General features: G+C 70.0%; 20 protein-coding genes. 8 read left to right on the forward strand and 12 right to left on the reverse strand.

Annotated features, from left to right (window positions below; genetic code table 11):
* The first annotated feature begins 277 nt into the window (after positions 1 to 277).
* A complete protein-coding gene (locus tag ACIRG5_RS01590; protein ID WP_402898505.1) occupies positions 278 to 1,126 on the forward strand; it encodes a BTAD domain-containing putative transcriptional regulator in 849 nt (282 codons plus the stop codon).
* Here the strand turns inward: ACIRG5_RS01590 and ACIRG5_RS01595 are convergent.
* The 5 genes from ACIRG5_RS01595 to ACIRG5_RS01615 all read right to left on the reverse strand — a co-directional run bounded on the left by ACIRG5_RS01595 (position 1,097) and on the right by ACIRG5_RS01615 (position 6,200).
* Complete coding sequence (locus tag ACIRG5_RS01595; protein WP_402898508.1) at positions 1,097 to 1,615, reverse strand: flavin reductase family protein; 519 nt, start codon at positions 1,613 to 1,615, stop codon at positions 1,097 to 1,099. The genes ACIRG5_RS01590 and ACIRG5_RS01595 overlap by 30 nt on opposite strands.
* A gap of 9 nt (positions 1,616 to 1,624) precedes the next feature.
* Positions 1,625 to 3,709: a tetratricopeptide repeat protein gene (locus ACIRG5_RS01600; RefSeq protein WP_402898511.1), complete on the reverse strand. Its 2,085-nt coding sequence runs from the start codon at positions 3,707 to 3,709 to the stop codon at positions 1,625 to 1,627.
* Between the two features lie 11 nt (positions 3,710 to 3,720).
* A complete protein-coding gene (locus ACIRG5_RS01605; protein WP_402898514.1) occupies positions 3,721 to 4,926 on the reverse strand; it encodes a hypothetical protein in 1,206 nt (401 codons plus the stop codon).
* A 298-nt stretch (positions 4,927 to 5,224) separates the two neighbouring features.
* Positions 5,225 to 5,347 carry a hypothetical protein gene (locus tag ACIRG5_RS01610; protein WP_402898517.1) on the reverse strand — a complete coding sequence of 41 codons (123 nt, stop codon included), beginning with the start codon at positions 5,345 to 5,347 and terminating at the stop codon, positions 5,225 to 5,227.
* A gap of 1 nt (position 5,348) precedes the next feature.
* Positions 5,349 to 6,200, reverse strand: a complete 852-nt coding sequence (locus ACIRG5_RS01615; protein WP_402898520.1) for an alpha/beta fold hydrolase — start codon at positions 6,198 to 6,200, stop codon at positions 5,349 to 5,351.
* 122 nt (positions 6,201 to 6,322) lie between these two features.
* On the opposite strand from ACIRG5_RS01615, the gene ACIRG5_RS01620 reads away from it, so the two are divergent.
* On the forward strand, positions 6,323 to 6,907 hold the full coding sequence (locus ACIRG5_RS01620) for a CGNR zinc finger domain-containing protein (protein ID WP_402898523.1): 585 nt from the start codon (positions 6,323 to 6,325) through the stop codon (positions 6,905 to 6,907).
* On the opposite strand, the gene ACIRG5_RS01625 is transcribed toward ACIRG5_RS01620, so the two are convergent.
* Complete coding sequence (locus ACIRG5_RS01625) at positions 6,886 to 7,563, reverse strand: alpha/beta fold hydrolase (RefSeq protein WP_402898526.1); 678 nt, start codon at positions 7,561 to 7,563, stop codon at positions 6,886 to 6,888. The genes ACIRG5_RS01620 and ACIRG5_RS01625 overlap by 22 nt on opposite strands.
* Before the next feature lie 121 nt (positions 7,564 to 7,684).
* Between ACIRG5_RS01625 and ACIRG5_RS01630 the strand changes: the two genes are divergently transcribed.
* The 4 genes from ACIRG5_RS01630 to ACIRG5_RS01645 all read left to right on the forward strand — a co-directional run bounded on the left by ACIRG5_RS01630 (position 7,685) and on the right by ACIRG5_RS01645 (position 10,448).
* Positions 7,685 to 8,119: a cupin domain-containing protein gene (locus ACIRG5_RS01630; protein WP_402898528.1), complete on the forward strand. Its 435-nt coding sequence runs from the start codon at positions 7,685 to 7,687 to the stop codon at positions 8,117 to 8,119.
* A 63-nt stretch (positions 8,120 to 8,182) separates the two neighbouring features.
* A complete protein-coding gene (locus ACIRG5_RS01635; RefSeq protein WP_402898531.1) occupies positions 8,183 to 8,899 on the forward strand; it encodes a spermidine synthase in 717 nt (238 codons plus the stop codon).
* Between the two features lie 57 nt (positions 8,900 to 8,956).
* Positions 8,957 to 10,066 carry a VanZ family protein gene (locus ACIRG5_RS01640; protein WP_402898533.1) on the forward strand — a complete coding sequence of 370 codons (1,110 nt, stop codon included), beginning with the start codon at positions 8,957 to 8,959 and terminating at the stop codon, positions 10,064 to 10,066.
* On the forward strand, positions 10,041 to 10,448 hold the full coding sequence (locus ACIRG5_RS01645; RefSeq protein ID WP_402898536.1) for an SRPBCC family protein: 408 nt from the start codon (positions 10,041 to 10,043) through the stop codon (positions 10,446 to 10,448). Before ACIRG5_RS01640 ends, ACIRG5_RS01645 begins: the two co-directional genes overlap by 26 nt.
* A 4-nt stretch (positions 10,449 to 10,452) precedes the next feature.
* Here the strand turns inward: ACIRG5_RS01645 and ACIRG5_RS01650 are convergent, their stop codons facing one another.
* Both ACIRG5_RS01650 and ACIRG5_RS01655 read right to left on the reverse strand, forming a co-directional pair.
* Positions 10,453 to 12,561, reverse strand: coding sequence for an alpha/beta fold hydrolase (locus tag ACIRG5_RS01650; RefSeq protein ID WP_402898539.1), 2,109 nt, complete (start codon positions 12,559 to 12,561; stop codon positions 10,453 to 10,455).
* A complete protein-coding gene (locus tag ACIRG5_RS01655) occupies positions 12,558 to 13,631 on the reverse strand; it encodes a class I SAM-dependent methyltransferase (protein WP_402898542.1) in 1,074 nt (357 codons plus the stop codon). The genes ACIRG5_RS01650 and ACIRG5_RS01655 overlap by 4 nt, the downstream gene beginning before the upstream one ends.
* 106 nt (positions 13,632 to 13,737) lie before the next feature.
* On the opposite strand from ACIRG5_RS01655, the gene ACIRG5_RS01660 reads away from it, so the two are divergent.
* Entirely contained in the window at positions 13,738 to 16,392 is a 2,655-nt protein-coding gene (locus ACIRG5_RS01660) for a helix-turn-helix transcriptional regulator (RefSeq protein ID WP_402900840.1), read from the forward strand.
* Here ACIRG5_RS01660 and ACIRG5_RS01665 read toward each other — a convergent pair.
* Complete coding sequence (locus ACIRG5_RS01665) at positions 16,360 to 16,986, reverse strand: glyoxalase (protein WP_402898545.1); 627 nt, start codon at positions 16,984 to 16,986, stop codon at positions 16,360 to 16,362. The two genes, ACIRG5_RS01660 and ACIRG5_RS01665, sit on opposite strands and share 33 nt — an antisense overlap.
* Positions 16,987 to 17,191: 205 nt before the next feature.
* Between ACIRG5_RS01665 and ACIRG5_RS01670 the strand changes: the two genes are divergently transcribed.
* Positions 17,192 to 17,359, forward strand: a complete 168-nt coding sequence (locus ACIRG5_RS01670) for a hypothetical protein (protein WP_402898547.1) — start codon at positions 17,192 to 17,194, stop codon at positions 17,357 to 17,359.
* Positions 17,360 to 17,369: 10 nt separating this feature from the next.
* On the opposite strand, the gene ACIRG5_RS01675 is transcribed toward ACIRG5_RS01670, so the two are convergent.
* The 3 genes from ACIRG5_RS01675 to ACIRG5_RS01685 are packed head-to-tail and all read right to left on the reverse strand — an operon-like array spanning position 17,370 to position 19,009.
* Positions 17,370 to 18,272: an arsenic resistance protein gene (locus tag ACIRG5_RS01675; RefSeq protein ID WP_402898550.1), complete on the reverse strand. Its 903-nt coding sequence runs from the start codon at positions 18,270 to 18,272 to the stop codon at positions 17,370 to 17,372.
* 42 nt (positions 18,273 to 18,314) lie between these two features.
* Positions 18,315 to 18,710 (reverse strand): MerR family transcriptional regulator, encoded by a 396-nt coding sequence (locus ACIRG5_RS01680; protein ID WP_402898553.1) that lies wholly within the window; start codon positions 18,708 to 18,710, stop codon positions 18,315 to 18,317.
* A complete protein-coding gene (locus ACIRG5_RS01685; RefSeq protein ID WP_402898556.1) occupies positions 18,707 to 19,009 on the reverse strand; it encodes a hypothetical protein in 303 nt (100 codons plus the stop codon). The genes ACIRG5_RS01680 and ACIRG5_RS01685 overlap by 4 nt, the downstream gene beginning before the upstream one ends.
* Between the last annotated feature and the right edge of the window lie 76 nt (positions 19,010 to 19,085).

Here is a 19,085-nt window from a genome sequence, read left to right on the forward strand (position 1 = left end):
CACGACTTCGCGCGCCGTCTCAAATCGCGCGGCGCGTGTTCACCCATTACAACGCTTGGCGCCAGCCGGTTCCGCCTAGGGGACGACGCACTGCGTCGGGTTGCCGCTCCTGGATCTCCGTTGCCAGGAAAGGGATCCCCCGCGCTGTCGACGCGCTACCCATCACCTGGTCCACCACGACATAGGTCGAACCGGCAGTTTCGGTGCGACCACTACCTCAAAGACCGTCGGCTGGTGAACACTCTCGGAGTCGGACATACCGGGAGGTGGCGTTCACGTGGCACCGGGAGACGAACCGCCGCAGTTCCGGGTTCTCGGTACGTTCGAAGTGTCGCGAGGCAACCGCCGCTGCACGCCGACGGCGCCGAAGCAACGGGCGTTGCTCGCGCTTCTCGCATTGCACGCCAACGAGTTCGTGCCGACCAGCCGCATCGTGGACCAGCTGTGGACGCGGGGTGCGCCGAGGTCGGCCGTCGCCGCGCTGCACGGTTACGTGACGGCGGTGCGGCGAGTGCTCACGCCGAGCTGGGTGAGCTCGCGAACGTCGCATCCCTTCCTGAACACGCGGCCGTCCGGGTACGTCCTGTGCCTGGAACCGCACCAGCTCGACCTGACCAGGTTCCGGGACCTGGCGAGACAGGGCCAGGTGGCGATGGCGGCCGGCGACTGCGCGCGGGCACGGGAGATGTTCGCCGTGGCCGTGGGCCTGTGGCGGGGTGCTCCGCTGGCGGACCTGCGCGAGACGGGGGCGTTCGACCTCGACATCTCGCGACTGGAACGGGAGTACCTGGAGGTGCTGCGCCACAGGTTCGACGTCATGCTCTGCAACGGTGACGGGCACCTGGCGGTGTTCGATCTCGAAGAGCTGTGCCGCACATACCCTTTGTGGGAGAGATTTCACGAGCAGCTGATGCTCGCGCTGTGCCAGGCCGAACGCCGCGCCGACGCGTTGACAGCCTACGCCAGGGCGTACCGGCTGCTGTCGAGCCAGGCCGGAATCGAGCCAGGGCCCCGGCTCCGGGCCCTGCACCAGCTCATCCTCAACGGGGAAGACCCGTTCGACCGGGGACACCGGCACGAACGGGTGCTCACCGGACTACAGCTGGCGCACACCGTTTCCCCTTAGCCGCCAGTCGAACAGGCGGCGGTAGAAGACGAGCGGCTCGGCCTCCCTCACCTCGGTGCGGGTGACTTCACCGATCAGGATCGTGTGGTCGCCGTGATCGAACATCGCGGTCACGTTGCAGCGCAGGTAGATCGGCGCCGCACACAGCCTTGGCACGGCTCCGTCCCACTCCCAGGCGATGTCGGCGAACTTGTCCGCGCCGCGGCTCGCGAACGTCCGCGCGGTGCGTTCCTGGGCGCTGCCGAGCACGTGCACGCCGAACTCCGCGCAGTGCGTCAACGGTTCGCGGCACCGAGAAGCGTGGTCGACCACCACCAGCACGGACGGCGGATCGACGCTGTACGAACAGATCGAGGACACCAGCAGCCCGCACGGCCGGCCGCTCGACTGACGGGTGGTGACCACGGCGAGTCCGGAGACCAGCCTGCTCATGGCGTCGGTGAACGTGGCCGCCGGCCGTGCGGCGGCCACGTTCTCCGTTGCTGTCACGGCGTTCTCCTAGCTGACCGACGCCGCGGCGCAGAGTTCCCTGCGCTGCCGGGCGTCCTCGTCGTCGGTCACCGCGAGCACCGCGTCGTAGTCGAGGATCGCCGCGTCCAGCTCGCCGGACTCCTCGTAGGCGACAGCGCGGTTGTAGCGGACCTCCGGGTTGTCGTCGAGCGTGATCGCCCGGCTCAGATAGCTGATCGCGTCGGTCAGTTCGCCAGACGCCACCGCGATCGTGCCGCGGATCGCCCACGCCTCCGCGAGCCGGTCGTTTCGCCGCACCGCCTCTGCCAGCGCCTCGGACGCCGCCGTGTACTCGTCCTGTTCGACCAGCAACTGGCCCTTGAGGCACAACAGGAGTGCGTTGTCCGGCGCCAGTTCCAGGGCGGCGGCCACATCGCGCCACGCCCCCTCGACATCACCACCGGCGAGCAGGTACCCGGCGCGGTTGATCCTGGCGTCGACGTGCCGCGGGTCCAGTTCGATGACGTAGCTGAAGTCGGTCATCGCGCCCTCGACGTCACCGAGCGCGAGCCGCGCGTCGCCGATGTTGTAGTACGCCTCGGGGAACGGCGGTGAGAGGCGCAGCGCCTCGCGGTAGGCCTCGATCGCCTCCTCGTCGCGGCCGAGCCTGCGCAGCACGTTGCCGACGTTGAAGTGGTGCTCGGGGAAGTTCGGATCCCGTTCGAGGACGTAGCTGTAGTCGGCGAGCGCGTCGTCCAGGCGGCCCATCGCGCCGTAGACCTGCGCCCGGTTGTAGCGCAGCACCAGGCGGTGCAGCACGTGCTCGTCCGGTTCCAGGTCGCGGTCCAGCCTGGCCATGCCGTCGTTGACCAGGGCGAGCGCCACCTCCGGCTTCTGCTCGCGCACCTCGACCAGTGCCAGCCCGTTGCGGGTGAAGACGGACTGGAAGGCTTCCTTCTTCGGGTCGGTGAGCTGGGACGCGATCGCGATCGCCAGGTTCATCCACGCCCGCGCTCGAACGTAGTCGCGCTCGGCCTCCGAGTAGTGCCGCGCGTGCAGCATCGCCGTGGAGTAGGCCAGTTCGAGGTGGATGGCCGCGTCCGTGGAGGCGGCGCGTCCCTCGAGGTAGAGCGTCTCCGCTTCGGCGGCGCGTCCGACGGCCGCCAGCACGATGCCGGTCTGGAACGTCAGGTGCCACCACAGGTCGGGATCGGTCTCCCGATCGGCTGCCGCCCGCCCGCGCAGGCCGTGGTCCGCCGCGGCCTGGTAGAGCCCGACCTTGTGGCAGTGGTCCAGCGCGACGCGCAACGCCTTCGCGCCCGCTCCGGCGGGGTCGCTGCCGTGCTCCAGGTGGTACGGGATCGCACCGAGGTGCAACGAGAACTCCTCGGACGCCGCGAGTTCCTCGGCTCGGGCGTCGTGCAGCGCGGCACGGGCCTCGGCGGTCAGTTCGAGGTAGGAGGCGAACACGCGCGGGTCATCGGCGGTGCCGTCACTGTCCACATAGGCCTGTGCCAGGTCACCTTCGAGAGACCTCTCCTGGACCGGATCGGCTTCGACGACCTGAGCGTGTGCGGCGATCGTCTGCGCCAGCGACACGTCGATCTCGCCGAGCGGGTCGGCCAGCGGCGCGCGGCTGGTGCCCACGACCACGGTGAGGTCCGGGATGTCGCCGCGGCGCAACAGGACCGCGATGAACTCCTGGTCGGACGCGTCGGCCTCATGCGCGTTCTCGATCACGAGGGTGCGCGGACCTCCGCCCAGGGCGGTGAGGTAGTCGCGCAGCAGTTCCGCCAGGCCGTTCGCGATGTTGCGGGTGTGCAGCCGCGAGTAGTAACGGGTGCGTTCGGCGTCCTGCACGGCCCATTCGAGCGTGTGCCAGGCGCTCGGCACCCGGCCCGCGAGTTCCGGCGTGGTCGTGAGGAGCTCGATGTTGTGCCGCTCCCCCAACTCCGGGCACCGTTCCAGCAGGTCGTCGGCGATCTGGCGCAGCAGCGACCCCGCAGCCGTGTACGGTCCGCGCAGCCGCCGGTGGGCGTCGAGGACCGCCCAGATCGGCGGCAGTTCCAGTGCGGCGAGGGCGTGTGCCCGGTCGCGCCGCCGGTCGGCGCGGATCCAGTAGCGGCTGTCCATGGTGCGTCCTTTCAGTGAATGACGTGGTGCAGACGACGGTCCCGGCGTGCCCGCACGCGTTCCCGGACCATGAGCCAGCCGAGCACTGCGCACTGCGCGATCGCCACGCCGCCGAAGACGATCGAGTCGAGCAACTGGGCCGTGGGCACCCCGTCCCCAGTGAGCCGCCCGATGACGCCGGTGACGAACCGGTAGAGCACGGGAGCGCCGGCGAGCACGAACGTCGTGAGACTGGCTGTGTAGCCGACGACGACGAGCCACGAGTACCAGCGCGCCACCTTGCGGTCGACCGGGTGCAGCGCCGACTCGTCCGTCTCCGGCTTCCCGAACAACCGCCGGACCCTGTTGCGGACCATCAGAAGTGCGGCCCCGTGCAGGTCGACGCAGCCGAGCACCGTGCTCACGAGCACGTAGATGTCCGTGCGCAGGTAGAGGAAGAACTGCCAGATGACGCGGAGCAGCGCGGCGAACGCGACGGCCAGCAGGAACCGGCCGGGACCCGACAGCGTGCCGTCCGCGTGCCGCGTCAGGTCGGCGGCGATGGTGCACGCGGCGATGCCGAGGACGTCGGCCAGCAGCCCGGCGACGATCGGCAGGTAGCGCTGCCGGCGCGGCACCGCCACGAGCCCGTCGAGCGAGGTCTCCAGCACGATGAAGTAGAGCCGCCGCCCGATGCGCAGCCTCGACCGGACGCCGAGCCGGCGTCCTGCCAGCGCGTGAAAGGACTCGTGCAGGAAAAGAAGGGGAATGGCGGCCAGGAACAGCCCGACCTGGATGACCATGTAATAGTCGGAGAAGAAGATGTTGTGATAAGTCGGCCGCAGGTCCGCGTTGAACACCATCGCGATCGATCCCCAGACGGCCACACCCGCGTACACGAACCAGGCCACCGGCGAGAACAACGCGGCGCCGAGTCCGCTGAAACGCACGGGCGCCGTCTCGGCGGCCACTTCCCCCGATTTGCGAATGAGGTCGAGCTCGTCCAGTCCGGCGACGACGTCCTCGATGTCGACTTCTTCCCCGTATTCGCGCTCGAACCATTCAGCGGCCTCGCGCGGGGTGTCGCCGTCGACCATCCTGCGCACGAGCGCGGCACCCTCACCGGGGAAGATGCCGTACGAGTCGACGTCGGGGCGACCGATCGTCACCTCGTCGCCGTCTTCCAGGAACACCAGCGGATGCAAGGGCACCGGCCGGTCCAGATCGATCTCGGTCACGACGTTCCTCCCCTGCGTCGGGCCGGATGCGCCGGGCCTCGGGAGCCCAGCGCATCCGCGTCGCGCCTTAGACCGGCTTGACGTTGTACTGCGAGCAGGCGGCCGCCGTGAGGCGAACCGGGCCCACCTTGCGAATGGTGATTCGCTTCATCTTGGCCTTGGTCTTCTCCATGAGTGCTCCTCCCTCCGATGTGCAACTGACATCGAGGAGTCTGCCCGCGCACTCCAAGAAAGCACCAAGAGCGCTCCAAAATCGATTGGCCCGTTCGAGCATTGAAATACGAATGGGCAGTATTGCTCAGATCAGCGCCCGATGGCCGTCACGCCACGAGCGATCAGGGTTGTTGCCGCTGCACTGCTCGGTCACCGCGCGGAACGTGTACCTCGCCGCGGTGCCGTTCAGGTTGAGCCACTGCGTCACGTCACGCGAAGGTCTTGGCCAGCACCGTGTTCACGTGCGCGGCGATCTCGTCGGCCGCCTCCTCCAGCGCGAAGTGACCGGTGTCGAGCAGCACGACCTCGGCGGAGGGCACGTCGCGGCGGTACGCCTCGGCGCCGGGAGCGATGAAGAACGTGTCGTTGCGGCCCCAGATGGCGAGAACGTTCGGCTGCCGTTCGCGCAGCCACGCCTGCCAGGACGGGTAGCGGACGGGGTTGGTCCGGTAGTCCCACAGCAGGGACTTCATGTAGTCGGCGCGGCCCGGCAGGTCGATGACGGCCTGGTCGGCCAGCGCCTGCTCCGGGTCGATGTGCTCGGGGTTCTTCGCGCCCGTGAGCCACTGGTGCCGCGTGCCCGCGAGGCTGACGACCCAGTCGACGGTGTCCTGGTGCTTGGCCTTGTCGCTCCACCAGCTGTTCAACCCCTCGGCGTCGGGGCCGAACCCTTCGGCGTAGGCGTTGCCGTTCTGCGTGATCACGGCCTTCACTCGCTGGTCGTGCTCCAGCGCGATCCGGAAGCCGACCGGCGCGCCGAAGTCGAACAGGTAGACCGCGTAGTCGCCGATGCCGAGCAGGTCGATGACCTTGCCGGTCACCTCGGCCAGCCGGTCGAACGTCGGGCTCTCCGGCAGCGGGTCGGACGAGCCGAAGCCGGGGTAGTCGATCGCGACGGTGTGCCAGTCGGCGGCGAGGCGGTCGATCAGCCGCACGTAGGCACGAGTGCTCGACGGGTAGCCGGGCAGCAGGACCAGGGTGGGCCTGCTCGCGTCGCCGGCCTCGCGGACGAACACCTTCAGGCCGTCGACCTCGACGTGGTGGTGGCGGATCGCGGGCATGTCGTCTCCTCGACTCGTTCTAATGGATAGAACGACCGTATACACGTTAGGTTTGCTCCCGCAAGCGCCGCTGGCGAGAATCTGCTAACGTCTCACTCGTTGCTTCAACCATTAGGAGAGGCGTGACCACGACACTGTCCGAGTTCCAGGCGGCGGGCTTCCCCATGGGCGCCGAGCCGCTCGTCGCGCTCGACCTGGTGGACACGCGGGCGTTGTGCCTCGACCCGGTCAGGGACTTCCTCGCGGACGAGGCCGACCACGCGAAGTGGTGGTCACTGCAGGCGGACCGGCTGCCCGCCGCACCACCACCGGCGATGAGCGCGACCCGACGGCTGCGTTCGGTGCTCCAGGACCTGTTCGACGCTCACCTGACCCGGCGCACGCCGGATCCAGCGCTGATCGCGGACCTCAACGCCGTCGCCGCCGCGGTGCCCACCAGCCCCAGGCTCGACGGATGGGGCAGCGAGGCGTGGGCCGGGATCCGGTGGCACGACGACTACAACGGCCATCCGGCGCTGGCCGCGATCGCGGGAGAGGCGATCCGGCTGCTGGCCGACCCCGTGCGGCTGGAGAAGCTGCGCGCGTGCGGCAACCCGGCCTGCTCCATGGTGTTCCTGGCCGAGAACAAGCGCCGGGTCTGGTGCGCCGCCAACGTGTGCGGCAACCGGGCCCGAGTCGCACGGCACTACGAGCGCACGCGCGCCTGATCCTTCGTGATCTGGTGCAGCAGCTCGGCGAGCGGGGCGGGCGTGGACAGGAACGGCGAGTGCGACGTCGGCAGGTGATGCACCACCGACGCGCGGGCGGCCAGTTCCTCCTGCACCGCGGGCGGCATCGTCTTGTCGTTGTCGCACACCAGATACGTGGACGGGATCGTGAGCCAGCCAGCGGCCCTGAGCCGGTCCGTGACCACTCGGGCGCTCTGCGGCCGCAGCATCGCGACGGCGCGCTCGGCGATCTCGGGATCGACGTCGCCGTAGAACTCGGCGAGGGCGTCGGCCGGCGGAGCGATCAGCTTCGTCTCGAACGGTGGCATGCCCGCCGCCTCACTGATCGACGTGCCCGCTTCGAGCATCCACGCCGCCAGGTAGACCAGGCGCGTCACGAAGGCCGAGCCCGCCGTCGCCTCGGTGACCGGGAAGCCGCCGTAGGAGTGCCCGACCACCGCGACCGGCCGGTCGATCGCCGCGATCGCGTGCCGGATGGCCTCCGCGTCCTCGTGCAGCCCGGCGGGCGAGCCCGAGCTGGGCAGGTCGACGGTGTGCGCGGTGCGGCCGAGGCTCCGCAGCTCCTCGATCACGAGCTCCCAGCACCACGAACCGTGCCACGCGCCGTGAACAAGAAGGATGTCAGGTAAGAGCATCTGTTCTCCCGCCAGGAAGCCGGAATCCTCTCACGGGCACGCCTCACGCCGAACAGGACCTGGCTAAGATCGATCACGCTGGCGGAGCAGGTGCCGCCACCGCATCCCCGGGGAGACGCACATGCGGACGATCAGCCGGCTCGCTCTGATCACGGCGGTCGTCGGCCTGTCGGCCGTCATGTCACCGGCCGTCGCGGGCGCGACGCCGGGGCGGGGGGTCAGCGCCGTCACGATCTTCGACCAGACGCTGGGCGACACCCAGTACGTGATCAGGGAGATCACCATCGCGCCGGGCGGTGCCACGGGCTGGCACTACCACCCCGGACCGGTGCGAGGCGTGGTCACGAAAGGCGTGCTGACCCACCACGACGCCGACTGCTCGGTGGACGGTGTGTACGGGCCGGGTCAGTTCATCAGCGAGCGCAGCGGCACCGAGTACGTCCACATCGGACGAAACCTCACGGACGCCCCGCTGGTGCTGACCGTGTTCTACGAGAACCCCGCAGGAGAGCCGTTGGCGGTCAGCACACCGAACCCCGGCTGCTCCTTCGAGTAACGCCCCGGCGACGAGCGGCACTGACCCGATCGGGTCCTGGTCAACGGGGTACCGTGCCGTCGCATGAGTGCTCGGTTCCAGGAACTCGACTACCGCCAGACCCCGCTCGGTGAGCTCACCCTCCGCCGCCGGCTCGATCCCGGCAGCGGCAGGGAGATCCACGAGATCAAGCTCAACGACGAGTTCCTGATGTCCAGCCTCTTCGTCGTCGCCGAGGTCGAACTGGCCTGCCTCGCACTCGCGGAACTGCCTGGGGACGACCTGAACGTGGTCGTGGGCGGCCTCGGACTCGGCTACACCGCGCAGACGGTGCTCGAAGACCCGCGGGTCGGCTCGCTGCTGGTCGTCGACGCCCTGAACGAGGTGATCGAATGGCATCAGCAGGGCCTCATCCCCGCGGGGAGGACGCTGGCGGCCGACGAGCGTTGCCGGCTCGTCCACGGTGACTTCTTCGAGCTGACCCGGTCCGGGCAGGGCTTCGACCCCACGGCGCCCGGCAGGCTGTTCGACGCCATCGTCGTCGACATCGACCACTCGCCGCGTCACCTGCTGCACCCGTCCAACGCGGACTTCTACGAACCTGAGGGCGTGCGGCGGATCAGCGACCTGCTCAGCCCTGGCGGGGTGTTCGCGCTGTGGTCCAACGACCCGCCCGAGGACGAGTACACCGCCACCCTCGCGACGGTCTTCACCGACGTGCGGGCCGAGGTCGTCAGCTTCCCCAACCCGATTCAGGGCCGCGATTCGACCAACACGGTCTATCTGGCCAAGCGCGCCTGACCCGTCCCGCGTCCGTTCGCCGCAACTTCGCGAATCTTGGTTTGACCACCGCCGTTCATGGGCATTGGACGGCTCATGATGGCGTCGTACTGGGAGACCGCCCGGACCGGTTTCCTGGCGTTCGTGGGCATCGGGTTGATGGTGCTCGTTCCGCTGGTGTTGCTGCACTACTTCCGGTTCCGGCGGGTGGAGCCGCGCAGGGCCTTCGTGCTGTACGGCCTGCTGGCCTACGGACTCGTCGCGCTGGCGCTGATCTTCCTGCCGTTCCCGTCCGACGTGGCGAAGCTGTGCACGGGCGACCAGATGCTGTCCACGGTCCCGTTCCAGTGGGTGACCGACATGAACAACAACATGGCGGCGTACGGGCGTTCCGGCGTCCTGGCGATGGTGCGGTCGCAGGCGTTCCTGCAGCAGCTGTTCAACGTGGCGTTGTTCGTCCCGCTGGGCATCGTGCTGCGCAAGGCGTACGGCAAGGGGCCGCTCGCCGTGATCGCCATCAGCATCGGGCTGTCGCTGGCCATCGAGGTCGTGCAGTACACCGGCAACCTCGGCTTCTACCCCTGCCCGTACCGGATCGCCGACGTCGACGACCTGATCTCCAACACCTTCGGCGGTCTGCTGGGGTGGATGATGGCGCCGGCCGCGTTCGTGGTGCCGAGGGTGCCCTCGTCGGACGAGTCGGCCGCGCCGATCAACACCGTCACCGTGCCGCGCAGGCTGCTCGGACTGCTCTCCGAGCTCGTGCTGGTGATCGTGATCGCGAAGCTCGTGCTGCACTCGGACCCGTTGTGGGCCGTCTGCGTGCTCGTGGCGTTCCGCGTGGTGCTGCCAGCCGCGGCGAACGGGATGACGATCGGCGGAATCCTGCTGCACTACCGGATCCGCTCCCAGGACGGGTCGCGCGCCAACCCGGCCCAGCTCGCGCTGCGCGAACTGCTCGGCCTCACCGGTTTCATGGCGTACGCGACGGTCGTGTCCCCGCTGATCGACATCGGCTGGTGGGACCTGATCGTCGTGGCGTTGTTCGTCGGCGGGGCGTTCGTCGTCCCGGTGTTCCGGCGCGACCAGCGCGGATGGCACGAGCACGCGGCCAGGACGGTGGACGTGTTCGCGGAACGGAAGACCGGGTACCCCGAGCCCCATGACGACGTACACGCACACAGCTGAAGCCGACATCCCTGCCGACACGCTGTTCGGTTTCCTGGCCGAGCCGCGCAACCTGCCCCGGTACTTCCCGCAGATGACCGCGGCCGAGCCCGAGGGCGGTGAGCAGGTGCACGTGGAGGCCGAGGTGCACGGCCACCACGTCGAGGGCGAGGCGTGGGTGCGGCCGGACGCCGGACGGCGGACCCTCGAGTGGGGTGCCGAGGGTCCCGACGACTACCACGGCGAACTCCAGGTCGAGGAGGTGGCGCCGGGGCGGTCGCGGATCACGGTGAGCCTGCACAGCGTCCGGGAGGCACAGGGCGACGAGGTGCAGCGCGGGCTGGAACAGACGGTCGCCGTGCTCACCCAGACCGCGGCAGCCGACGACCGCTCGACGGGCTGACTCCTCAGAGCAGCTCCGCGAGGAGAGCCGCGGCACGGGCCGCGCCGTCCGACTCGACTGGGAGGTAGGCGGTCTCGCGCCCGATCTCTCCGGCGATGGCGGCGGCCAGGACCTCGTGGTCGGCGACCTCCTCGTAGGTCATGCACCGGCCCGCTCCGTAGCGTTCGAGCCGGTGCCGGACGTGGAAGTTCTGCTCGAAGTGGTGGCGCAGCGGGACGAAGAGGAACGGGCGCCGGGCGGCGGTCAGTTCCATGCACGTGGTCAGGCCGCCCTGCACCACCGCCAGGTCGCACGCGGCGAGATGCCGGGGCAGGTCCGGCAGGTAGCCGCGGATCTCGACGCCGGGGTGGCCCGGCAGCGACGCCGGATCGATGCGGGGTCCGGTGACGACGAGGAACTTGAGTCCTGGCACCCGTTTCACCGCGGCGGGCACGGCGTCCAGCACTCGCCGCAGCAGCGACTCCCCCACCCCGGAGCCGCCGACCGTGACCACGCACAGCTTCTCGTCCTCGCGGACGCCGATCCGCCGTCGCAACGCGTCGCGTTCGCGTTCGTCGGGCGGGTCGAATCCCGTGACGTAGCCCGAGAAGTCGAAGTTCTGCTCCGTCCACTCGCGAATCGCGGGCAGGCCCTCGCCGAACGGCAGGGAGATCACGTCGTCCGGGTTGCCGACGAACACCGACCGGTCGCGCACGCGGCGCAGGCGGGCTCGTTGCTCGATCATGTCGAGGTTGTAGTCGGAGGTCAGGCGTTGCTCTCGGGCGCCGCCGTCGGGCATCGGGAGCCAGCCGACGAAGTCCGTCAGCCAGGCGAACGAGAACCGCTTGAGGGCGGGGTTCTCGTGCAGGAAGTAGTCGACGTCCCACGCCTCGTCGCCGATCACCAGGTCGTACGGTTCTGCGTCGAGAACGTCGTTGAACACCATGAAGTTGTTGACCAGCACCGCGTCCAGGCGCCGGAACGCCTCGAACACGTGCAGGTCGTGCTCGCCGGCGTCGTCCTCGACGTGGGACGACTCGTTCGCCAGCCACGCGGACGCCGGGTGGACCCGCTCCCCCGCCGGTCCGAGCACCTCGGTGACCGGGTGCTGCGCGAGCCAGTCGATCTGCAGGCGCGGGTGCAGTTTGCGCAGCTCGGACGCTATGGCGAGATCCCGCCGGGCGTGACCGAGGCCGATCGGCGAGCTCAGGTACAGCGCTCGCGGCGGCCTGGTGATCGCCCTGGACGACCTGGTGCGCCGGGCCACGGGATGCACCCGATCGACGAACTCCCTGATCAGCAGGTTGATCCGCACCGGATCGCGGGCGTGCACGCCGTGCCCGGAGTCGTCGAGCAGCACCAGCGAACCGCCGGTGAGCTCGGCGAGGCGTTCCCCGATGGCGTGCGGCCGGATGCGGTCGTCGGTTCCGTGGATCACCAGCACCGGGCACCGGACCTTGCGGCAGTCGTCCTCGATGGACCCGGAACTGTTGCGGCCCACAGTCGTGTCGACCAGCGTGGCGGGTTCGACCTCGTGCGCCCACCGCACGGCGTCCTCGATCTGCTTGGTGGAGTGGGGTTCGGGGAACATCCGCGCGAAGAACCAGTCGGCGAAGTCGTCGTAGCCGCCGTTCAGCCAGTGGTGCCGGTTGTACTTGTTGCCGTCCTCGGTCGACTCCCAGGCTGCCTTCTCCTGCGCCTGCGCACCGATGAGCGAGCCGCTGGCCGGGCCGATCACGACGATGCCGGTGACCCGGCCGGGGTGGTGCGCGGCCGCGAGCACCGACCAGGCGTCCCCGCGCGACAACGCGACGAGCACGGCGCGTTCGGTGTTCGTCGCGTCCAGGACGGCGATCGCGTCCGCCGCGCACTCGGCGTCCACATAGGACTCTCCGCCGGTCGGGCGGTCCGAGTCGCCGCACCCGCGTCCGTCGAAGGTGACCACCCGGAAGTGCCTTGCCAGGTAAGGGACCTGGGCCTTCCAGAACCTCGACGGCACGATCGACCACGTCGGCATCATCAGCACCGTCGGCCTGCCGGGGTTGTCGTAGACCCGGAACGCGAGCCGCACCCCGGCGCGCTCGGCGAACCCGGTCCGGTCTGCCTCGCGCACCGGGCGCGGCTCGGCTCTCACGGCCGGACTTCGAGGACCTGGTTGAACGGGGTCTGGGCCACGCCGGCGAACCGGGTGAACCCACCGGCCACCGCCACGTCGCGGATGCGCGCGGGCCCGGCCTGGGTGCCGAGCGCGAGACCGACGTCCTGCGACAGCGAGGCCGGCGTGCACAGCAGCGTGGAGAAGCCGTAGTAGGTGCGGCCGACGGGGTTGAGGTTGTCCTCGACGTGGTCGCCCGCCATCGGTTCGACGATCATCCACGTGCCGTCGGACGCCACCGCGTCCCTGACGTGCCGTGCTGCCCCGACCGGATCACCCATGTCGTGCAGGCAGTCGAACATGGTCACGAGGTCGTAGTCCCTGCCGCTGAACTCCTTCGCGGAGGCGACCTCGAACGTCACCCGGTCGCCGACTCCGGCGGCCGCCGCCCGTTCGCGGGCGATCTCGATCGACTCGGGGTGGTAGTCCGACCCGGTGAAGAACGACTTCGGGAACGCCTGTGCCATCAGGATCGTTGATGCGCCGTGGCCGCAGCCGACGTCGGCGACCCTCGCACCGGCCTGGAGTTTGGCGGTCACACCGTCGAGCGCGGGCAGCCAGCCCTCGATCAGGTTCGCCGCGTAGTTCGGCCGGAAGAACCGCTCGCAGCCGAGGTGCACGTCGGTGTTGTGCTCGTGCCAGCCGACCCCGGAGCCGCCGCGGGCCGCGTCCAGCACGCGTCCGGCGTCGTGCACGGTGCCCAGCGCGATCTGGAACATGCCGGGCAGGAACGCGGGGCTGTCCTCGACCGTCAACGCCACCGCGTGCTCGATCGGCAGCGTGTAGCGGCTGGTAGCGGGGTCGTAGGTGACGTAGCTGCCAGCCGCCTGGGCGTTGAGCCACTCCCGCGCGTAGGGCTCGGCGGTGCCGGTGCGGTCGGCGAGTTCGGCTGGGCTGATCGGGTCGCCGGACGCCATCGCGCGGTAGTAGCCGAGCTTGTCGCCCATGACGACGAGCGCGGCGTTCAGCGTGGCGCCCACCTCGTCGACGGCGCGGAACACGAACTGCATGAGCTTGTCGGTGTCTACCTCGGGTCTTGTGATCGTCATCTGCTCTTCCCTCCGGTGAGGGTCGGAACCTATGAGCGCCAACGGGACGGTCGCATCAGGTGCCCCACCTAGTCGCCTGGGCGTGCTTACACTCCCCCGTGTGCTGATGGGACGCGAGTCCGAGCGTCGACAGGTCGAGCGGCTCGTCGCGAGCGCCCGGCTCGGGCACGGAGGCGCCCTGGCCATCACGGGCGAGCCCGGTGTCGGCAAGACCGCGTTGCTGCGGTTCGCCGCCGAGTGCGCCACGGAGATGACCGTCCTGCAGGCCGCCGGGAGCGAGCCGGAGCGGGAGATCCCGTTCGGCGCCCTGCACCAGGTGCTGCGGCCCGCACTCGACCGTCTCGACGAGATCCCGGCACCACAGGCGCAGGCGTTGTCCGTCGCGCTCGCACTGAGTCCCGGGCCCGCGATCGACCGGTTCGCGGTCGGGGCCGCCACGCTGAGCCTGCTGTGCCGGTTCGCCGAACAACGGCCGGTCGCGGTGCTGCTGGACGACCTGCACCTGGTCGACCGGCCGTCGGCGGACGCGCTGGCGTTCGCGGCGCGCAGGCTCGTGGCCGACCCGATCGTGCTGCTGGCCACCACGCGCTCCCCTGATCCCGGACTGCCCGCGCTGCCGTTGTCCGGCATCGATCTCGCCGCCGCGGGTGAGCTGGTGTCGAGCCGTTCCGGCGCAGCCCTGTCACCCGAGTTGGTCGCGCGGCTGCATCGCGCGACGGCCGGGAACCCGCTGGCGTTGATCGAACTGGCCGCGCACCGGCTGGAGCACGTCTCCCCCGAGGCTCCGCTGCCGGTGTCGGCGGCGCTGGCCCACGAGTTCGCGGCGCAGGCCCGGTCGCTCGGCGAGGACGGGCGGGCGGCGGTGACCGTCGCCGCGGTGGCGGGCAACGACCTGCGGGTGGTCGCGAACGCGTGCCGGTTGCTCGGTGTCACGGTCGGCTCGCTGGCCGAGGCCGAGAGCGCCGGGCTGGTCCGGATCACCGACGGCCGGGTCGAGTTCCGTCATCCGCTGATCCGGTCCGCCGTGTACGGGGACTGCGATCCGCAGCGGCGCCGGTCGATCCACCGTGCGGTGGCTGAAGCCGTTGGGCCACATGACGCCGATCGGCACGCCTGGCACCTGGCCGAGGCCTCCGTCGGACCGGACGCGGGCGTCGCCGATCTTCTCGGGCGGGCGGCGGAGCGGGCCCACGAACGCGGTGCGCACGACGTCGCGGCCGCCGCGTACGAACGGGCCGCGCGACTGAGCCCGGACGTCGAACGGCACGCCCTGCTGTGCGTGACGGCGGCGGAGTCGGCGTGGCTCGCCGGCACCACGCCGCGCGCCGTCGCACTGCTCGACGAGAGCGGGTCCAACAGGACGAGGGCCTTGGAACTGCGCGGAGCGATCGCGGCGCGCACCGGATCGCTGACCGAGGCGCGCGACCTCTGCTGGACCGCTGCCCGTCAGTCCGGTGATCCGGACGAAGGTGTCGTGTTCCTGGCCGACGCCGTGAACGCGTGCTTCTACCTCGGCGACACCACGTCCGCGATCGCGCTGGCCCACGAGATCGAGGCGCTGCTCGAGCAGGTGACGACGCCGCGGGCGCTCGGGCTGGGCCGGATGGCGGCGGGTGTGGCCCGGATTCTCGCCAACCAGGGCGGTGCCGACCAGATCCGTTCCGCCACCGGCCTGCTCGCCGCCTCGCAGGAGTGGCGGGACGACCGGCGCAGGCTGTGGTGGCTGATGATCGGGCCGTTGTTCCTGCGGGACACCGACTCCGGTGCCGAACTCAGGCGCATCGTCGGACGGGTGCGCACGGAGGCGGCCGTGGGAACCCTGCCGTCGTTGCTGTTCCACGTCGCAAGAGACGAGGCGACCACCAACCAGTGGGTGCGGGCGGAAGCCACCTACGACGAGGCCACCAGGCTGGCACGGGAGACCGGTCAGGAGACCGATCTCGCGATGTGCCTGGCGGGCCTGGCGTGGCTGCGGGCACGGCTGGGCGACGAGGCGCGGTGCCGTGCGCTCGTCGCGGAGGCGCTACCCCTCTGCCGCTCCCGGGACATCCACATCGGACGGGTCTGGTCGCTGTTCGCGTTGGGAGAGCTGGAACTGGGGCTCGGCGATCCGCAGAAGGCGTTGGCGCACCTGGAAGAGCTCGCGGCTCTCCTCGACGACCTCAAGCTCACCGACCCGGACCTGTCGCCCGCGCCCGAACGCGCCGACGCGTTGGTGCGACTGGGCAGGCACGAGGACGCCTGGCAGGTCGCCCGGCGCTACCGTGCCGAAGCCGCCGCGAAGGGCCAGCCTTGGGCCATGGGACGGGCCGAGCGGACGATCGGCATGCTCAGCCCTGACTTCGGCACCCACTTCGAGGCGTCTTTGCGTTACCACGAAAGGACTTTGGACGACTTCGAGACCGCGCGCACCCGCCTCGCCTACGGTGCCCGCCTGCGCCGTGCCCGGCGTCGAGTGGACGCCCGGCCGCACCTGCACGCCGCCCTGGAGACGTTCGAGAACCTGCGCGCGGCCCGGTGGGCGGATCTCGCCGCGGTCGAACTCGGCGCGACGGGCGAGACGATCAAACGTCGCGCACCGGGCGAAACCCTCACCCCGCAGGAGTTGCAGGTGTCACTCCTGCTCGCGGAGGGCAAGACCACCCGCGAGGTGGCCGCCGCGTTGTTCCTGAGCCCCAAGACCATCGAGTACCACCTGCGCAAGGTCTACACGAAGCTCGGCATCCGCTCACGCGCCGAGCTGGCCGGCCGTCTGCCCTGACGCCCACGCGAACCCGTCCGGGTCGACGAACTGACCGGGACCGTTCATCACGATCCGGTGCGAGCCCGAGCCCTCCGGCGACACCCCGGCGTCCTTCGCGAGGGCACGCCGCCGGTACAGCCCCAGCTTCACGGCGCCGGCCGAGGCGAACTGGACGTACATGCGGCCGAAGCTCTTCTCGACGGTGAAGCCCTGGTCGAGGTAGCACTGCTTGCTCGCGACGATGTCCGTCGCGCCGAGCAGGAGCACGACGTCCTCGATCTCGCCGGTGGCCGGGCCGGTGTTCTTCTTCTGCGAGGTCGCGATCTTCCAGATGGTGCCGTCCGGCGCCCGCACGACCCCGCCGTAGCCCCACATCGACTTCGCGGCGGGCTTGAGCACGGTCGCGCCGGCGTCGATCGCGCCGCCGATCAGGACGTCGACGTCGGCGGGCTGCGCCACCGTGAGGGACAGGGTGAAGCCGCGGAAACCGGTGGCCGGTTCCTGGCTCTCCCGCAGCCGCAGCCGGGAGCCGAGCCCGAAAGCGTTGGCGTAGAAGCGTTCGGCGGCCGCGAGGTCGGCCACTTCGAGGGTGATCGCGTCGAATGAGGTCATGCCGGAAACGCTAGGCGTCACCCCGTGCCCGTTGCTTCTCGATTCCTGACCGCCTGCGCAGCACCACCGCCACCGCGCCGAGGCCGATGTGCGACGCGCACCACCCCGTGGTTCCGACAGCCGTTGTGACCCAGGGCACCGAGCGCCCCCCAAGCAAGCGGGGTAGAGTCCACTTCTAGAAGCGGGCGAGCTCAAGCTGGCCGACGTGCGCACCAGCGTGTCGCTGTCGATGTTCACGGAGTTCACGAACTTCACCGAGTTCCACCCGTCCGAGTTCCAGGCTGCCACGCTGTCCACGATGTTCGACGAGCTCGTGGCCTGGAGCACTGCGCTCGCCCCGCTGCGCGACCGTCAGCTCGCCGCGCAGGCATGACGTTCCGCGGTCACGGCAGCAGGCGCGGCACCACCCGCACGTAGATCACCATGCCGATGACCTCGACCAGCGTCTGCGTCACCACGACAACAGCGGCGAGATCGGACAACGACAAGGCCAGCGGCAGCACGACCAGCGAGTTGCGCGTGGCCCCGGTGAACACGATCGCGCGCCCGGAAGCGACGCCGAGGCGGAACAACCGCGCGACAGCCACCCCGGCGAACGCCATGACCAGCAGAAACGCCACGTAGAACGGCACCACGCCGAGGACCTGCCGGAGGTCGCCGAGCTTCGGCACCTGCGACGCCACCACGGCGAACAGGGTCACGGCCATCAACGGCACCATCGTCGTGCTGATCGCGCCGACCCGTTCCCCCGCCCACGTCTGGGTGAGCCACGCCAGCGCCAGCGGGATCGCGATCAGCACGACGAACGCCTCGACGAACGGCCCCGGCTCGACCACGGCCAGGTCAGAGCCGAGGAACAGCAGCAGATAGCCGGGCAACAGCACCATCTGCGCGAACAGCAGCAGCGGTGTGGCGGCGAGCAGGCGCTGGCTGTCGCCACCGGCCAGGCCGCTGAACACGATCACGTAGTCGACGCACGGCGCAAGCAGCACCAACAGCACGCCCAGCCTGATCGCCTGATCGGCGGGCAGGAACGTGAAGAACGCGGCGACCACCAACGGCACCACCGCGAAGTTCACGACGAGCGCGGCACCGAGGAACCGGCCCGCGCGCAGCGAACGCCCGAGCCGCGTGACGGGCACCTGCAGGAACGTCACGTACAGCAGGGCCGCCAGGACCGGGTTGATGGCGTGTTCGAGCAACGGCCCCGCACCAGGAGCCGTCCAGCCGGCCACCCCGCCCGCGGCCAGTGCGCCGAGGTAGACGGCGACCTGGTGACGTTCCATCCCCGCGACGAACCCCGGCAAAGCAGCCTCCCGATCAGATGATCAGGACGATATCCCCGGCAGCGGGCAGGCTGGTGTGTGCGAGCAGATCATGAGGTCGTCACAACCCGCGGAGATCGCCGCGCGCAACGTGTCGCGGACGACCTCCAGGTCCGCGATCCTCGCCTCCACCTCGCCGAGCTTCACCTCGGCACGGTCCCGCAGGCCAGGGCGACGGGAGCCGCCGGCGAGCAGGTCGGCGACCTCGTCCAGGGCGAACCCGAGCCGCTGCGCCGCCTTGATCACCCGGATCACCGTCACGGTCTCACGCGGGTACAGCCGATGCCCGCCCAGCGAACGCTCCGGCCTGGCCAGCAGACCGACGCGCTCGTAGTAGCGCAGCGTCTCCCGGTTCACCCCGGCCGCCGACGCCACCTCGCCGGTGCGCAGCGGGTTCATCTCGCCGCCAGCGCGTCGAGCACCTCTGCCTGTGCGTCCGGCACCGAGATCGCCAGGCTCAGGCCGCCGCCGGTCGCCGTGAGCTCGAACGTGAAGAACGAGCAGCAGCCCGTCTCCCGCACCGCCAGATCCGCCGCGCGGGCCGCGACTTCCGGCCGTGGGTCCAGGGTCAGGACCAGCCGTGTCCTCTCTGGACGGTGGCGTGCGGCGGTGGCGAGCAGTTCGTCGAACTCGGCTTGGCGGAACGGTCTCTCCGCCGTCGGCAACGTGCACGCCTCGGGCGCCCAGATCTCACTCATGCCTCGACGGTAAACCCGTACCCGGGCACCGGATGCAAGTCAGGACCGGGAGAAGTCCTTCAAAGCGAGAAGCGGC

The sequence above is a fragment of the Lentzea sp. NPDC102401 genome (assembly GCF_044765805.1).
GTDB classification, from domain to species: Bacteria; Actinomycetota; Actinomycetes; order Mycobacteriales; family Pseudonocardiaceae; genus Lentzea; species Lentzea sokolovensis.

Coding starts and splice junctions, on each gene's coding strand:
- ACIRG5_RS01640 (WP_402898533.1), top strand. CDS start 8,957: ATGGGCATTGGACGGCTCATGATGGCGTCGTACTGGGAGACCGCCCGG.
- ACIRG5_RS01660 (WP_402900840.1), top strand. CDS start 13,738: ATGGGACGCGAGTCCGAGCGTCGACAGGTCGAGCGGCTCGTCGCGAGC.
- ACIRG5_RS01600 (WP_402898511.1), bottom strand. CDS start 3,709: ATGGACAGCCGCTACTGGATCCGCGCCGACCGGCGGCGCGACCGGGCA.
- ACIRG5_RS01655 (WP_402898542.1), bottom strand. CDS start 13,631: ATGACGATCACAAGACCCGAGGTAGACACCGACAAGCTCATGCAGTTC.
- ACIRG5_RS01685 (WP_402898556.1), bottom strand. CDS start 19,009: ATGAGTGAGATCTGGGCGCCCGAGGCGTGCACGTTGCCGACGGCGGAG.
- ACIRG5_RS01675 (WP_402898550.1), bottom strand. CDS start 18,272: ATGGAACGTCACCAGGTCGCCGTCTACCTCGGCGCACTGGCCGCGGGC.
- ACIRG5_RS01680 (WP_402898553.1), bottom strand. CDS start 18,710: ATGAACCCGCTGCGCACCGGCGAGGTGGCGTCGGCGGCCGGGGTGAAC.
- ACIRG5_RS01665 (WP_402898545.1), bottom strand. CDS start 16,986: ATGACCTCATTCGACGCGATCACCCTCGAAGTGGCCGACCTCGCGGCC.
- ACIRG5_RS01630 (WP_402898528.1), top strand. CDS start 7,685: ATGCGGACGATCAGCCGGCTCGCTCTGATCACGGCGGTCGTCGGCCTG.
- ACIRG5_RS01645 (WP_402898536.1), top strand. CDS start 10,041: ATGACGACGTACACGCACACAGCTGAAGCCGACATCCCTGCCGACACG.
- ACIRG5_RS01625 (WP_402898526.1), bottom strand. CDS start 7,563: ATGCTCTTACCTGACATCCTTCTTGTTCACGGCGCGTGGCACGGTTCG.
- ACIRG5_RS01635 (WP_402898531.1), top strand. CDS start 8,183: ATGAGTGCTCGGTTCCAGGAACTCGACTACCGCCAGACCCCGCTCGGT.
- ACIRG5_RS01615 (WP_402898520.1), bottom strand. CDS start 6,200: ATGCCCGCGATCCGCCACCACCACGTCGAGGTCGACGGCCTGAAGGTG.